The sequence below is a fragment of the Priestia megaterium NBRC 15308 = ATCC 14581 genome, assembly GCF_000832985.1.
GTDB lineage: Bacteria > Bacillota > Bacilli > Bacillales > Bacillaceae_H > Priestia > Priestia megaterium.
The window spans coordinates 2,520,714-2,535,000 of the sequence record NZ_CP009920.1 but is presented as its reverse complement, the minus strand read 5'-3'; the positions used below and the strand labels follow the sequence as shown (position 1 = coordinate 2,535,000).

Here is a 14,287-nt window from a genome sequence, read left to right as displayed (position 1 = left end):
ATCTTCTCTAGGAAAATCAATTAAGCGTTTCTTTAAGTTTTCCATATATTCGTTTCGATCAAATAGCACTTTACCATTTAAGATCCAATCAATAATACGGCGGTTCGTCCCCCTCATAATCCATTCACTCATTTGCTGTTCAGAAGCCATATAAAGTGCCGCACGCTCATTTTCATATTCGTATTGTTTAATAAAAAGAGAAGTTTCTGTAGTTTTGGTCACAATAAATAAGATAGCATCCAAATTATCCGTCACTGGAGATTCTGATTTCTTTTTTTCAATCAGTAAAATACCTAGTGTGTCTTTATTGCTAGCTCTTTCTTGATATATTGGCCGTAAAACATCTTCCATTTTGAGCTCTCCTAACTGTAATAAACAAATATTTTTCAAAATTTTAAAGGCTATGGACTAAGATTTCTTTTTTTATTATATACGATGTATAACGGATATCCCACTCAGAATTATGGAAATCATTCAGAAAGCTCAAAAACCAACAATAATTTTCCGAAGATTCAATTTTCATTATCATTCATTGTCTCACTCTATGATATATTGGTAACAGGGGGGATACTGATGGGGATAAAGTATTCAAATAAAATTAACAAGATTCGCACGTTTGCACTCAGTCTGATCTTTGTTGGGTTCATTGTTATGTATGGGGGAATTTTCTTTCGATCTTCAGTCTGGCTAATGACTATTTTTATGCTTTTGGGTTTGCTGTGCATCGTAGCTAGTACCGGCGTTTATTTCTGGATTGGCATGCTTTCTACAAAAGCGGTTCAAGTAACCTGCCCTACATGTCAAAAGCAAACCAAAATGCTAGGGCGCGTAGATATGTGTATGTATTGCAACGAGCCGCTTACGCTTGACCAGTCTCTTGAAGGAAAACAATTCGACGAAAAGTATAATAGAAAAAAACAAAAAGAAAGCTGATAGTATCACTACTATCAGCTTATTAATGCGCTTTTTTAGCCGTACAATCAGGACACGTTCCGTAAATTTCCATTCGATGGTGACTAATATCAAAGTCAGTAATATGAGCAGCCAGCTTTTCTACTTCGTCTAAACCAGGATAATGAAAATCCACAATTTTTCCGCAGCTTTCGCAAATCACATGGTAATGCTCTGTTGTAACATAATCAAACCGGCTTGATGCATCACCGTATGTTAGTTCCTTTACAATACCTACTTCGCGAAATACTCTTAAATTATTGTAAACGGTCGCTACACTCATATTTGGGAACTTACCTTCCAGCGCTTTATAAATATCATCTGCTGTTGGATGTGTCATTGAATTGATTAAATACTCTAAAATAGCATGACGTTGTGGTGTGATACGAACGCCAGTACCTTTTAACGTTTCAAGGGCTTCTTGTAAATGATTTGACACGTCATGCACCCCTCTTCTGTAAGTATTATTACTTTATAATTCTTATAATTAGTCTACATGTTTTACCCACGTTTTGTCAACTTGATGCCTATTCCTATTTTATGTAATAAGTAGAAACTTTTCATATATTTTATGCAAAAAAAGAAGTGTGGAAATCAATCCACACTTTTAAATATATTAACATCTGAGGAGGTATGCCCTACACTGATATTGTATGTTCAAAGACTAAAACTGCTCTAGTTATCTGCCTGTTTTTATGCCATTTTTTCTTTAATAAATGATAAAGCTTCTTCCACATGCCCTTTCACTCGAACCTTACGATATTCTTTTACGAGCATTCCTTCTTTATTAATGATAAAAGTGGAGCGTTCAATGCCCATATATTCTTTTCCAAAGTTTTTTTTCAGTGTCCATACTCCATACTCTTCAGCTACGCTGTGATCTTCGTCAGCTAAAAGTAAGAATGGAAGGCCGTGCTTATCAATAAACTTATGGTGTTTGTCGATTGGATCCGGGCTCACTCCTAGAATTACCGCATCTAGCTCTTCAAAATTTTCATGCTGATCTCTGAAATCACAGGCTTCTGTTGTACAGCCTGGCGTCATATCTTTCGGATAAAAATACAGCACAACGTTTTTTCCTTTCATCGACGCTAGTGATACTTGCTCTCCATTTGTAGACATCAATACAAAATCGGGTGCTTTTTCTCCAACTACAGCTGTCATATTTATCTTCTCCTTTACGCTTTTCATTTTCTTTGAATAGCGTACCTAATATTAGATAAGATGACAAGTTTAAGTGCGGGTAACAGTTCGCATCACAAAGATTGCAGGCATAATATAGCCGATAAACGCTTCAAAAGTTGCAAATAATTTCCCAATTCCAACCGGATACATATCTCCGTAGCCTACTGAAAATAACGTCGCTGCGCTGAAATACATACTGTTAAACAGGGTATAGAAATAATGACCTTCATGTTCAAACCCTCCGCTTAATACTGGAATACTCCCCATCTCACATACTGTATAAATAAGGCTAAATCCCAATAAAACTGTAATATATGAATAAAACAAGACAAAGAAATGACCAATTGAGAAAAAATGAAATTCTCCAAGTTCTTTTTCAAAGAGAAACTTCATACTACCAATTACAAAAACAATGATAACGAGGATTAGAAAAATAACCATCATTCTACTCCTTTAATTTATACTCTTACTACCACTATACGCGCGTTCTTGTCCAATCATTACTACTCCGAATCCACCAAAAAGAGCAGGCATTTAATTGCCTGCTCCTCTGTATTTTTTGACCCCTGTATTCCATAAGAAAATAGAGATTACAAAAAAGACGATTCCCATAACTGGGGTTAAAAATGCATATCCATACCATTCTGACCTTCCTAAGAAATAAGCAGCTGGATATACGCCTACAAATGCAAAAGGAAGAATCCACGTTAAAACATATCGGATGACATTATTATAAATATCTACAGGATACCTTCCATAGTTTCCAATATTATAAATAGTAGGCATAATAGAGGTTCTGGCATCCGACCAGAAGCCTATGCTTGCTAAGGCGATGAAAATTCCTGCGTATACAAGCGCTCCTCCTAAAATAAATAATAGAAAAATAAAAACATCATACCACTGGAAATGAAGATGTAAAGAAGACGCAGCGTAAGCCATTACGGCAATCCCAGTGACACCACCAAACAATGATTCTAGCTCCATTCGCTCCAAAATAACTTGAAACAAACTATGAATCGGCCGCGTTAAAATTCGGTCCATTTCTCCTTTAACAATGTAGCGTTCATTGAAATCCCAAATGTTAAAGAAAGACGAAAAAATAGCAAAAGGAACTAAAAAGAAACCATAAATAAAGATAATTTCCTCTCGTGACCATCCGTGCAGCGACTGAGTATGACCAAATACAACTAAAATAAAAATTAAGTTAACCGTTTGAAATAATAAGTCCGATATGATTTCAACTACCATGTCGGTACGATACTGAAGCCTTGTTTTCATATATTGACCGATGTACTGAAAGAAAATCGAAAAATAAAACATTTTCATAGACTACCCTCCTTGAATAACCATTTTTTTCTTCGCTATGTTCCACAAACATGCAATAGGGATAAATAGAAGTCCTGACCAAACTGCTTGTGTGATAAGAGCATTTATTACTTCCTGCCCTTTAAATCCATTTGTGAAAATCATGCTCGGAATATAACTAATGGCTTGAAAAGGGAAATAGCTCATAATATGTTGCGCCCAGAAAGGATAGAAGCTGATGGGCAGAAGAAGTCCTGAAAACAAATCAATAACAACGCGCTTCGCTCGAATGAGTCCATCATTGTTAAAGAGAAAGAAAGTCGTAATACCCGTTAATAAATTAATTTGTGTATTGATAATGAAACTAAAAATTAAAGACAGTCCAAAATAAAGCCATGTTGCTGCATTTGCTGAGAACTGTACTGGAAATAAAAACGCGACAATAATCATGCCGGGCACTGAGAAAAACAGCAGCCGAAAAATCCCTTCTCCCAGTCCTTGCATCGTTTTCATACCAAGGTAGCTATAAGGCTTAATTAACTCTACAGCCACTTTGCCATCTTTAATTTCCGTTGCCATTTCACGGTCAATGTTATTAAAGTAAAAGGCTCTTGCCATCCATGAAACGGCTACATACGTTGTCATTTGAGTGATGGATAAACCTTGAATATTCTCTTTTCCTCCATAAATAGCGGACCATAAAAAATAGTAAGCACCAATATTAATTGCATAAATCAATATTCCGCTGTAATAATTCGTCCGATACGCTAGCATCATTAAAAAACGAATGCGTATCATCTCTATATATTTATCCATTCACAACACCTTCTTCATAAATGTTGCGAATAATTTCTTCCGTCGAAATTTCTTCAATGTTAATATCGCTGATTTCATGCTTTGCCACCACTTTAGCAATCAGCTGCGACATTAAGTCTCCTTTATTTTGAAGCTGTGCTGTCCACAAATATTTTTGATCACCTTCAATCCAGTTAACAGGCATTCCTTGCGTCAATAGCTTCAACTGCTCTTTATTTGGCGCAGTTCCGAATTCAAACGTAACCTGCTTAAGGTCGCCCCAGTTCGAACGCAACTTTTGCAGCGATCCGTCATAAATAATACTGCCTTCATCCAGCATTACAACGCGTTCACATAAAGCTTCAATATCTGCTAAATCATGTGTTGTAAGCAAAATTGTCGTGTTGTATTTTTCATTAATTTCTTTTAAAAATTGACGGATTTTTAATTTAACTAGTACATCTAAACCAATCGTCGGTTCATCTAAAAATAGAAGCGGCGGATTGTGAATAAGAGCAGCAGCCAGCTCACAGCGCATTCTTTGACCTAAAGAAAGCTTTCGCACTGGCTTATCTAGCAGCGGCCCGATATCTAACGTTTGAATAACGTGCTCCATGTGAACGTTATAATCTTCATCTGACACTTTGTATACTTTTTTTAACAGGCGAAAAGATTCTTGTACGGCAATATCCCACCACAGCTGAGAGCGTTGACCAAAAACAACACCAATCGTTTGGGCAAACTTTTCTCTTTCCTTATGGGGATTCATTCCATTTACGGTAATGTCGCCTGAAGTAGGAGTTAAGATTCCTGTCAGCATTTTGATTGTGGTCGATTTCCCCGCTCCGTTTTCTCCTATATACCCTACCATTTCCCCTTGTTTTACGGTAAACGATATATCGTTCACAGCTTTCATGACTCTATAATTACGGGTAAATAGATCCCGGAATGCCCCTTTAAGGCCAGAGCGGCTAGAATAGGCTTTAAATTCTTTCCGAAGTTGATTCACCTCAATAGCATTTTTCATTGTATTCCCTCCGTTACGTTGACGTATTAGTGGTTTCTTTTATTGTTTCCGGCGCCCTTGCTAGCAACTCCTCCAAGAGACGAGGAACTATTTTCTAGCAGTTAGCTCACAAATTTCTATCATACACGTTCTCGAATGTTTTTCAAGAAACAAATAAGTTTGATAGAATAAAGAAGTTGAACTTTTCATTAGGAGGCATACTATGCAATTTACAAAATCAGAACAATTACACGCTGAAGCGCTCGAGCATATTGTAGGCGGCGTTAACAGCCCTTCACGTTCATATAAAGCCGTAGGAGGCGGAGCCCCTGTTGCAATGGAGAAGGCAAGCGGAGCTTATTTCTGGGACGTTGATGGAAATAAATATATTGACTATTTAGCAGCTTACGGTCCTATCATTACGGGACACGCTCATCCTCATATCACGAAAGCTATTACAAAAGCAGCTGAAACGGGTGTTCTTTACGGTACGCCAACTGCTCATGAAGTCACATTTGCTAAAATGCTCAAAGAAGCGATGCCCGCATTAGATAAAGTGCGCTTCGTCAACTCTGGAACAGAAGCCGTTATGACAACGATCCGTGTAGCACGCGCTTATACTGGACGCGATAAAATTATTAAATTTGCAGGTTGCTACCACGGCCATTCTGACCTTGTATTAGTAGCAGCTGGATCTGGTCCTTCTACACTTGGCACTCCTGACTCTGCTGGTGTACCAAAAAGTATCGCTAACGAAGTCATCACAGTTCCTTTTAACGACATCGAGCCTTACAAGGAAGCATTAGAAAAATGGGGCGATCAGATTGCAGCTGTTTTAGTAGAACCAATCGTTGGAAACTTCGGAATTGTTGAGCCGGAACCTGGCTTTTTAGAACAAGTTAATGAATTAACTCACGAAGCTGGAGCACTTGTTATTTACGATGAAGTTATTACAGCGTTTCGCTTTATGTACGGTGGAGCTCAAGATTTACTTGGTGTAAAACCTGATCTCACTGCATTTGGAAAAATCATCGGCGGCGGCCTTCCAATCGGAGCCTACGGCGGTAAAAAAGAAATCATGGAAAAAGTGGCGCCGCTTGGACCCGCTTATCAAGCAGGTACAATGGCTGGAAACCCAGCTTCTATTCTTTCTGGGATTGCTTGCCTAGAAGTACTAAAGCAAGAAGGTGTTTATGAACAGTTGGATAAGTTAGGGGCGATGCTCGAAGAGGGTATTTTAAAACATGCTCGTACATATAACATGCCTATTACTATCAATCGATTAAAAGGCGCTCTTACTGTCTATTTTACAACCGAAACGGTCAAAAACTATGAACAAGCAGAAAATACAGACGGCGAATTATTCGCACGCTTCTTTAAACTAATGCTCCACCAAGGTGTCAACTTAGCTCCTTCGAAATATGAAGCATGGTTCCTTACTACAGCTCATACAGAACAAGATATTACCGACACATTAGAAGCAGTCGAAAAAGCATTTAAACAATTAAGTGAAGAACGTTAATTCTTATTCTAAAGAGGCTGAAATAAAAGGATTTTAGACGAAGTGAAAAACGAACCATTGATCAAGATGTTTGATTAGTGGTTCGTTTTTTTGTTATGGTAAACGTAGGTTTCGTGTGTACAGGTCTTTCTAGCAGTTGATTGAAGGGCAAGTGGAAGACTGCTGCGGAAATCAAGTGCTGTGTCACAAGCGGTTCAGTTCATGTATCCTATTTGTTCGTCTTTAGATTGGATTTATTTCGTTATGTCTCGACCTCTTTTTCGTTTTACCTTCGGGTTTCCTTATAGAACATTCCCACCTTTCATAACCATTTCTTACGCGTCATCTCCTTTTTTTCAGCCTGTCGAAAAATCCCGAGAAATACCCTTATTTTTCTGCTTGTTTTCTCTTGATATCCATTCTTAAACCTTGTATAGTATGTTATTGTTTATATTATTTCCAACAGGTTATGTAATAAAGAAGGACTGATTTTTGCAATTTATCATTTGTTTTGGGGAACATTCTTCATAACGAAAAAACTTTTTTACAGAAAGGAACTACGAACGCACATGAAACTTGGTGCCCGCATCTTAAAAACGGGAATTGCCATTACACTTTCATTGTTATTAGGTGAATTTCTAAGTTTACCATCTCCAATATTTGCGGCAATTGCGGCAGTTTTTGCAATTCAACCGTCTATTTACAGATCTTATTTAACAATATTGGAGCAAATACAGGCGAATGTGATTGGAGCTGCTTCTGCAGTTTGTTTTGGACTTATTTTTGGTACCCATCCCATCATTATTGGTTTTACCGCTGTTGTTGTCATTGCAGTTAACTTAAAATTACGTATTAATAATACAATTGGGCTTGCGCTTGTGACAGTAATTGCAATCATGGAAAATCCAGGAGATAATTTCGTTGAATATGCACTTATACGCTTTGGTACAGTGTTACTTGGGGTATTCTCAGCATTTATTGTCAATCTTATTTTTATTCCGCCAAAGTATGAAACAAGGTTGTATTATAAAATTGTAAGCACAACGGAAGAAATTATTAAATGGATTCGCATGAATCTTTATCACGCATCTGAGCACACATTGTTAAAAGAAGACATTGAAAAAATGAAAGACAATGTGGCTAAAATGAATCAAATCTTTGATTTTTACAAAGAAGAACGCACTTATTCAACCAAAAAACGTTTTGTTAAGTCACGCAAGCTCGTTTTATTTCGTCAAATGATTACCGTAACAACACGAGCTCTTACAACCTTGAAACTACTTCACCGAGTGGAAAATGATCTTCAAGTCATGCCGCAGCAATTTCAAGATTTAATCAAATCTGAAGTTGAGTGCCTGTTAATGTATCATGAGCAAGTATTATTAAAATTCATTGGGAAATTACGCGTACAGCCAACCACTACTGTACCAAACGAAGCCTGCGTTGGAAAACGAGCTTTAATCGATAAATTTATGCAGTACAAAATATACGATAATGATGAAGAGAATAAGGTTATTTATCATATCTTCCCTTTAATTTCTGTCATCATTGAGTATAGTGAAGAGTTAGAGCATCTTGATAAGCTGATTGATACGTTCCAAAACTATCACAAGGATGCTAACTCATTTGATATTAATCATCAACGACAAGAAGATTAAAAACACCACCTATTGTTAGACAATAGGTGGTGTTTTTAAATTGTATCAAGCTGCTGAACGTTAAAGAGCTGATAGTAATGACCTTTTTTCTTAATTAACTCCTCATGAGAACCTCGTTCGACTACTCTTCCATTTTCTAAAAGTACAATTTCATCAACATGAGTAATTGTAGATAAACGATGGGCTACAATGAAAGTCGTACGGTCTTTTGCTAGTTCAGCTAATGCTTCTTGAATATAGTGCTCACTTTCCAAATCTAGAGCTGAAGTGGCTTCATCAAAAATAAGAATAGCTGGATTTTTTAAAAATACGCGCGAAATGGAAATACGCTGCTTCTGTCCTCCTGATAGCTTCATTCCCCGCTCTCCCACTTTTGTATCATATCCTTCGGGCAAATTCATAATAAAATCGTGGGCATTTGCGGCTTTTGCCGCAGCAATTACTTCTTCATCTGTCGCTCCTGGCTTTCCAAGCAGTATATTGTTTTTAACCGTGTCACTAAACAACACCGTATCCTGCAGGACGATTCCAATCTTATCTCGCAGGCTGCGTACTTTATAGGTTTTGATATCAATGTCATCAATGAGAATTTTACCCTCTGTCACATCATAAAAGCGCGGAATTAAGCTGATAAGCGTGGATTTCCCTCCTCCGCTCATTCCAACAAACGCAACGGATTTTCCTTTTTCTACATCTAAATTAATATCATGAATCACAGGTTTTTCTTCTTCTTCATAAGCAAATGAAACGTGCTCAAACTGCACCTTTCCATGAAGCTCAGTACATTCTTTTGCATCTTTCTTGTCTGTAATATCGTATTCTTCATCAATGAACTCAAACACCCGGTCCATAGATGCCACAGACTGCGTGAGCGTAGTCGATGAATTGACCAAGCGGCGAAGCGGATTATACAAGCGGTCAATATAGGCCACAAATGCTACCATCGTTCCTACGCTAAGACTTTCTGTGATGACTTGATATCCAGCAAATGTAATCACGATTAAAGGTGCCAAATCGGTAATGGTATTCACTACTGCAAATGTTTTTGCATTCCAATTCGTATGATTGATTGCTTTTTGTAGAAAATTTGAATTTTGCTTATCAAATTGCTTCTGCTCATGAGGCTCAATAGCAAAGCTGCGAATAACAGAGATCCCTTGAACCCTTTCATGTAAATGCCCCTGCACTTCCGCTAAAGCCTGCGAACGGACTCTTGTTAAATGGCGAAGACGACTGTAAAAATATTTTACAGAGAACGCATAAACCGGCAGCAAAATAATCGATACCAGTGTTAAAGGTACATTCATCGTAAACATAATCACAATGGCTATTACAATCGTCATCATATCAAGCCATACGTTCATTAAACCTGTGATAACAAAGTTTTTTGTTTGCTCTACATCATTAATGACTCGTGAAATCACTTCACCCGCTCGCGTATTTGCATAATAACGCAAGCTAAGCTTTTGAATATGGCTAAACAGCTGATCTCGTATATCATATAGTACTTTGCTCGATACCCACTGAGCATAATACTGCCTGTAATATTCAATGGGAGGTCTTAACACTAAAAATACAACAAACGAAATCCCCATAATCGTCACCATTTTATGAACTTTTTCAGAGGAGGACATGCCATGTCCATTTACGATATCGTCCAACACATATTTCAAAAGCAGCGGAATTAATAAAGGAATAGCAAATTTAATAATACCAATTAATACAGTACCGACAATTTGCCATTTGTATGGCTGTACAAACTTCATGTAGCGTCTTATACTTCCCATAAAATCTCCCCTTTCTATCTATGAGGGCAAGCTTTCTTAGTATATGTACACGCGTCGATTTTTTAGTGCTTTTATCTCTTCTAAAAGATGGTGAGCATAACGCCAAAAAGAACATTATATCAAACAGTCAGCTTTAGACGGCCTAACATAATGTTCTCTAGATCATTCATCAAGAATGCCGATATGTTAAAAAGCGCTCATACCAAATGTCAATGAAATCTGGAGCAAACGGGCCTTTTCGCTGTCGAATCCAACCTTTTAACTCCTCAACGTGATTATGTAAAATACGGTCAATCACTTCTGGATAATTCATTTCTTTTCGATGCTTCTCATATTCATCTTCATCAAGAAGGGTGTATGTCATATCTGGATAGACTTTGATATCTAAATCATAATCAATATATTTGAGCGCTTCATTGTCATCATAAATGAACGGCGAACTAATATTGCAGTAATAATAAATTCCATCTTCACGGATCATCCCAATGACATTAAACCACTGCTGAGCATGAAAATAACAAATTGCAGGCTCTCTTGTGACCCATGTTCGTCCATCTGATTCTGTAACGACCGTGCGATCATTTCCTCCAATCACTAAGTTATTGGTTGCTTTTAATACGGTTGTCCGATCCCACACGCGATGAATATGTCCATTATGCTTGTAGCTGTGTATTTGAATTGTTTCTCCTTCCACCGGAATTCCCATCTCCAATACCTACTTTCATTTTAGCACTTAAAAAAATTCATATAACGTCTCCATTTGTCTTATGTTTATTATAACGGTTTCTCTCTCATTTTAACACAAATGTGCTAACCTTCTTGAGTTCAAAAAAGTCACTTCCCCTACTTTTTCCTTTGCTTGGCAGCCTTAAAAAAGAGAGGAAGTGACCCATCAATGTTCATTAAGCAAGTGTAGAGCAAGCCCCTTCACTTTTATATGTACGAATAATGTCTTCGGTTTGTGCTTCAAACGTCAATTGAATCTCTTTTAATTTTAGCTTCATTTCACTAATTTCATCTTGCACAGAATGCAGTTTTGCTTCTTCATGAAGTTTTACTAGTTCACCTTCAATTTCCTGACAGCGCTCAATCTCAGACTGCAAAAACAGAAGTTGATCCATGGTCTCCAATTGTTGAGTCACTAGCTGATCAAATTTTTTCATACGATAGCTCCTCCCTATTTGCTTTAACCATACACGCGGCACTTCTGTTAACATTCTGTTTAGGTGATCCAGATTCCTTTGACGAGCTATGTAAAGTTTCAAGAAGTTTTGTCATACTTTGTTGCTTTTTATATAAGAAAAAGCGAACTTAACATCGCCGTATGAAAGACGTTAAGCTCGCTTTTGATATTAACCTTGGTATTTACCAGAGTTTTGGTTTTTCTTTGCTTCAGCTTGTGCGTTTTGTTGTCTCACTTCTTGAGCACTTGTTTCGCTAGCAAATTCAGTACCGAAGTTGTTTTTAGATGCTTGAGCATTTTGGCTTTTGTTTGCCGCTGCTTGAGCATTTTGTTGTTTCACTTCTTGTACATTTGTTTCGCTACCAAATTCAGTACCGAAATTGTTTTTAGATGCTTGAGCATTTTGGCTTTTGTTTGCCGCTGCTTGAGCATTTTGTTGTTTCACTTCTTGTACATTTGTTTCGCTACCAAATTCAGTACCGAAATTGTTTTTAGATGCTTGAGCATTTTGTTGTTTCACGTGTTGTGTGCTTGTACCAGATGCTGTTTTGTTTGTTTGTTTTGCCATTGTAATCACCTCCACGAAAATTAATATGCCCGGGAGGTAAATAGGGTATGCAAACTTTTTTCAGTATTTTAAGGTGTAAGCAAAAAACACATTTACCTTACATTAAAAGTGAACGCCCTCCGTCAATAATAAGCGTTTGACCGCAAATCATATTTGCTTGATCGGACACTAAGAACATAACTGCATCTACCATGTCTTTTGGCTCCACCATACGACCAGCTGGAGTATGCTTGCGCGCATCATCTAGGAGCTCATCGCGATTTGGGAAATGTTTTAATGCTTCTGTATCCACAGCCCCTCCAGATACAGCATTTACCACAATATTCTTTGGAGCCAGCTCCACTGCTAAATAGCGGGTCAACGCTTCTACAGCAGCTTTTGACACGCCTACTGTTGTATAATTTTCTAAATAGCGAATAGACCCAAGCGAACTGATGGTAACAATCTTTCCTCCCCCTACTTTTTCCATACGTTTAGCCGCTTCTTGTGCACAGAATAAATATCCTTTACTATTGATGTCCATTGTCCAATTCCAGTGAGTTTCTTCTAATTCCATAATAGGACGTAAAACCCCTGAAGCCGCATTACTTACAAATACGTCTAAGCGACCGAATGCTTCATCAATTTGCTCAAACATTTCTTTAATTTTTTCTACTTTTCCTACGTTTGCTTTAACAACTAATGCTTCTCTGCCTAATGCTTTGATTTCTTCCGCTACTTCCTGAGCTGCACTTTTGCTTCGTGCATAGTTTAATACAATATCGTATCCTTCTTTAGCCAGACGTAAGGCGATCTCTTTACCAATACCTCTGCTGCTTCCTGTAACTAGTGCTACCTTTTGTGACATGATGTCATCTCCCTTATGTATCATATTATCTTTACATTGTACTGATTTTATCGCATAAGAAACAAGTAATATAGGGAAAATAGATAAAACTTGATAAAATGAACGAGGTGAATAGAATGTATGTAGGTAGAGACATGACGGCTCTTTCAATGATTTCTAAAAGCGAGTGGAAAGACAGCGAGCTTGCGTTTTTCCATCACTCTTTACAGCAAATGACGCCGTATTTAAATGCTGAAGGACAAAGTATTCATCAGCAAATTATTAAAGAAATTGAAGCACGGGGCGGGTTACAGCGCCACGAAGCAGATTATACACACGGCACGCATGTTTCATATGATTAAATAAAAGAAGCGCGGAGTTTATCCACGCTTCTTTTATTTAACAAGTAAATATTCTTTTAAGATTTTTTGATGGGAAACAGGAAATGCATATTGTTCTAAATCTTTTTCAGAAACTACTTTCAAGTTTTTTAATGCACTGATATCACTTACCAGCTCTGCTTCATATACTGTGACATTCCAGACGATATGAGAAAATACGTGCTGAATTGTGGTAAACGGCGCATTAATTTTAATATCAGCTCCGTACTCATTTTGAATAAATGCCTGAAGCTGCTGATGATCTGGCGCTATACTAAGATCTACTTCTATATTTGGAAATTCCCATAGGTTAGCTAAAAGTCCTTTGCTTGGACGTTTATGAATCAGATAATTTCCGTCCTCGTCTCTAATCACCACTGCAGCAAGCTGAAGAGCACGCGGCGCTTTTTTCTTTGATTTAACAGGAAGCTCATTCTGCACTCCTTCTTCAAACGCGCGGCAGTGTTCGCGAACTGGACATAACAAACAGGAAGGAGAAGTTGGTGTACAGACAATGGCGCCCAGTTCCATCATGCCTTGATTGAAATAGGAAGGATTATCTTTTGAAATAATTTCATGCACGATATCTTCAAACAGCTTTCTTGTTTTCGGTTTTGCAATATCATCCCAAACGGATAAAATGCGCGATAGCACACGCATGACATTTCCATCTACAGCAGGTTGCGGCACTCCGTATGCAATACTTAAAATAGCTCCTGTTGTATAAGGGCCTACTCCTTTTAGTTTAGAGATTTCTGCTGGCGTATTCGGAACTTCTCCCCCGTATTGTTCGTGAACTTCTCGAACGGCGGTTTGTAAATTACGGGCACGGGAATAATAGCCTAATCCTTCCCACGCTTTTAACACATCATCTTCATTCGCATAAGCTAAATCTTTAATAGTGGGAAATTTGCTAATAAAATTATTAAAATACGGAATGACCGTATCTACTCTCGTTTGTTGAAGCATAATTTCAGATACCCACACTTTATAAGGGTCCTGATCTTGACGCCAAGGTAGAATGCGCTGTTCCTGCTCAAACCAAGAGATTAAGTCATCTTGAAATGCTCGAATATCGAAATTTTGTACAATATCTTTACTTTGTTTCACGTCATAGCCTCCGAGGTATTAACTATACATAT

General features: G+C 37.7%; 17 protein-coding genes (1 of these 17 running past the window's edge). 4 read left to right on the top strand and 13 right to left on the bottom strand.

Translation table 11 applies throughout. From position 1 onward, the window contains the following. A protein-coding gene (locus BG04_RS13600; RefSeq protein ID WP_034654810.1) for a nucleotidyltransferase-like protein crosses the window boundary here: on the bottom strand, positions 1-351 show its start. 516 nt of this gene lie to the left of the window's left edge; 351 of the gene's 867 nt are visible here — the first part of the coding sequence; its start codon is at positions 349-351; the stop codon falls past the left edge of the window. Positions 352-573: 222 nt separating this feature from the next. Between BG04_RS13600 and BG04_RS13595 the strand changes: the two genes are divergently transcribed. Continuing rightward, on the top strand, positions 574-933 hold the full coding sequence (locus tag BG04_RS13595; protein ID WP_013055173.1) for a YgzB family protein: 360 nt from the start codon (positions 574-576) through the stop codon (positions 931-933). 22 nt (positions 934-955) lie between these two features. Here BG04_RS13595 and perR read toward each other — a convergent pair whose 3' ends face one another. The 6 genes from perR to BG04_RS13565 form a co-directional block, all read right to left on the bottom strand. Continuing rightward, a complete protein-coding gene (gene perR / locus BG04_RS13590) occupies positions 956-1,390 on the bottom strand; it encodes a peroxide-responsive transcriptional repressor PerR (RefSeq protein ID WP_013055172.1) in 435 nt (144 codons plus the stop codon). 254 nt (positions 1,391-1,644) lie between these two features. After that, the gene (gene bcp / locus BG04_RS13585; RefSeq protein WP_013055171.1) at positions 1,645-2,115 is read right to left on the bottom strand and encodes a thioredoxin-dependent thiol peroxidase; all 471 of its coding nucleotides are present in this window, start codon (positions 2,113-2,115) and stop codon (positions 1,645-1,647) included. Between the two features lie 69 nt (positions 2,116-2,184). Further along, on the bottom strand, positions 2,185-2,580 hold the full coding sequence (locus tag BG04_RS13580) for an ion channel (RefSeq protein WP_223260285.1): 396 nt from the start codon (positions 2,578-2,580) through the stop codon (positions 2,185-2,187). A 90-nt stretch (positions 2,581-2,670) separates the two neighbouring features. Continuing rightward, positions 2,671-3,456 carry an ABC transporter permease gene (locus tag BG04_RS13575; protein ID WP_034655325.1) on the bottom strand — a complete coding sequence of 262 codons (786 nt, stop codon included), beginning with the start codon at positions 3,454-3,456 and terminating at the stop codon, positions 2,671-2,673. Positions 3,457-3,465: 9 nt separating this feature from the next. After that, positions 3,466-4,257, bottom strand: coding sequence for an ABC transporter permease (locus BG04_RS13570; RefSeq protein WP_013081552.1), 792 nt, complete (start codon positions 4,255-4,257; stop codon positions 3,466-3,468). After that, positions 4,250-5,263 (bottom strand): ABC transporter ATP-binding protein, encoded by a 1,014-nt coding sequence (locus tag BG04_RS13565; protein WP_034654809.1) that lies wholly within the window; start codon positions 5,261-5,263, stop codon positions 4,250-4,252. The genes BG04_RS13570 and BG04_RS13565 overlap by 8 nt, the downstream gene beginning before the upstream one ends. 202 nt (positions 5,264-5,465) lie before the next feature. Between BG04_RS13565 and BG04_RS13560 the strand changes: the two genes are divergently transcribed. Both BG04_RS13560 and BG04_RS13555 read left to right on the top strand, forming a co-directional pair. Then, complete coding sequence (locus BG04_RS13560) at positions 5,466-6,764, top strand: glutamate-1-semialdehyde 2,1-aminomutase (RefSeq protein ID WP_028410116.1); 1,299 nt, start codon at positions 5,466-5,468, stop codon at positions 6,762-6,764. 548 nt (positions 6,765-7,312) lie between these two features. Continuing rightward, on the top strand, positions 7,313-8,401 hold the full coding sequence (locus BG04_RS13555; protein ID WP_013081550.1) for an FUSC family protein: 1,089 nt from the start codon (positions 7,313-7,315) through the stop codon (positions 8,399-8,401). 35 nt (positions 8,402-8,436) lie between these two features. Here BG04_RS13555 and BG04_RS13550 read toward each other — a convergent pair whose 3' ends face one another. From BG04_RS13550 to fabL, 5 genes are all read right to left on the bottom strand, one after another. Further along, complete coding sequence (locus BG04_RS13550) at positions 8,437-10,188, bottom strand: ABC transporter ATP-binding protein (protein ID WP_016762869.1); 1,752 nt, start codon at positions 10,186-10,188, stop codon at positions 8,437-8,439. A gap of 169 nt (positions 10,189-10,357) precedes the next feature. Further along, entirely contained in the window at positions 10,358-10,894 is a 537-nt protein-coding gene (ntdP, locus tag BG04_RS13545; RefSeq protein ID WP_013055163.1) for a nucleoside tri-diphosphate phosphatase, read from the bottom strand. 196 nt (positions 10,895-11,090) lie between these two features. Further along, entirely contained in the window at positions 11,091-11,351 is a 261-nt protein-coding gene (locus tag BG04_RS13540) for a YgaB family protein (protein WP_014461824.1), read from the bottom strand. Positions 11,352-11,540: 189 nt separating this feature from the next. Next, entirely contained in the window at positions 11,541-11,939 is a 399-nt protein-coding gene (locus BG04_RS13535; RefSeq protein WP_061784547.1) for a gamma-type small acid-soluble spore protein, read from the bottom strand. 97 nt (positions 11,940-12,036) lie between these two features. Then, positions 12,037-12,786, bottom strand: a complete 750-nt coding sequence (fabL, locus tag BG04_RS13530) for an enoyl-[acyl-carrier-protein] reductase FabL (protein WP_016762867.1) — start codon at positions 12,784-12,786, stop codon at positions 12,037-12,039. A gap of 116 nt (positions 12,787-12,902) precedes the next feature. On the opposite strand from fabL, the gene BG04_RS13525 reads away from it, so the two are divergent. Beyond that, positions 12,903-13,127, top strand: a complete 225-nt coding sequence (locus BG04_RS13525; protein WP_014461827.1) for a hypothetical protein — start codon at positions 12,903-12,905, stop codon at positions 13,125-13,127. 33 nt (positions 13,128-13,160) lie between these two features. Here BG04_RS13525 and mutY read toward each other — a convergent pair whose 3' ends face one another. Further along, positions 13,161-14,255 carry an A/G-specific adenine glycosylase gene (gene mutY, locus BG04_RS13520; RefSeq protein WP_034654806.1) on the bottom strand — a complete coding sequence of 365 codons (1,095 nt, stop codon included), beginning with the start codon at positions 14,253-14,255 and terminating at the stop codon, positions 13,161-13,163. Between the last annotated feature and the right edge of the window lie 32 nt (positions 14,256-14,287).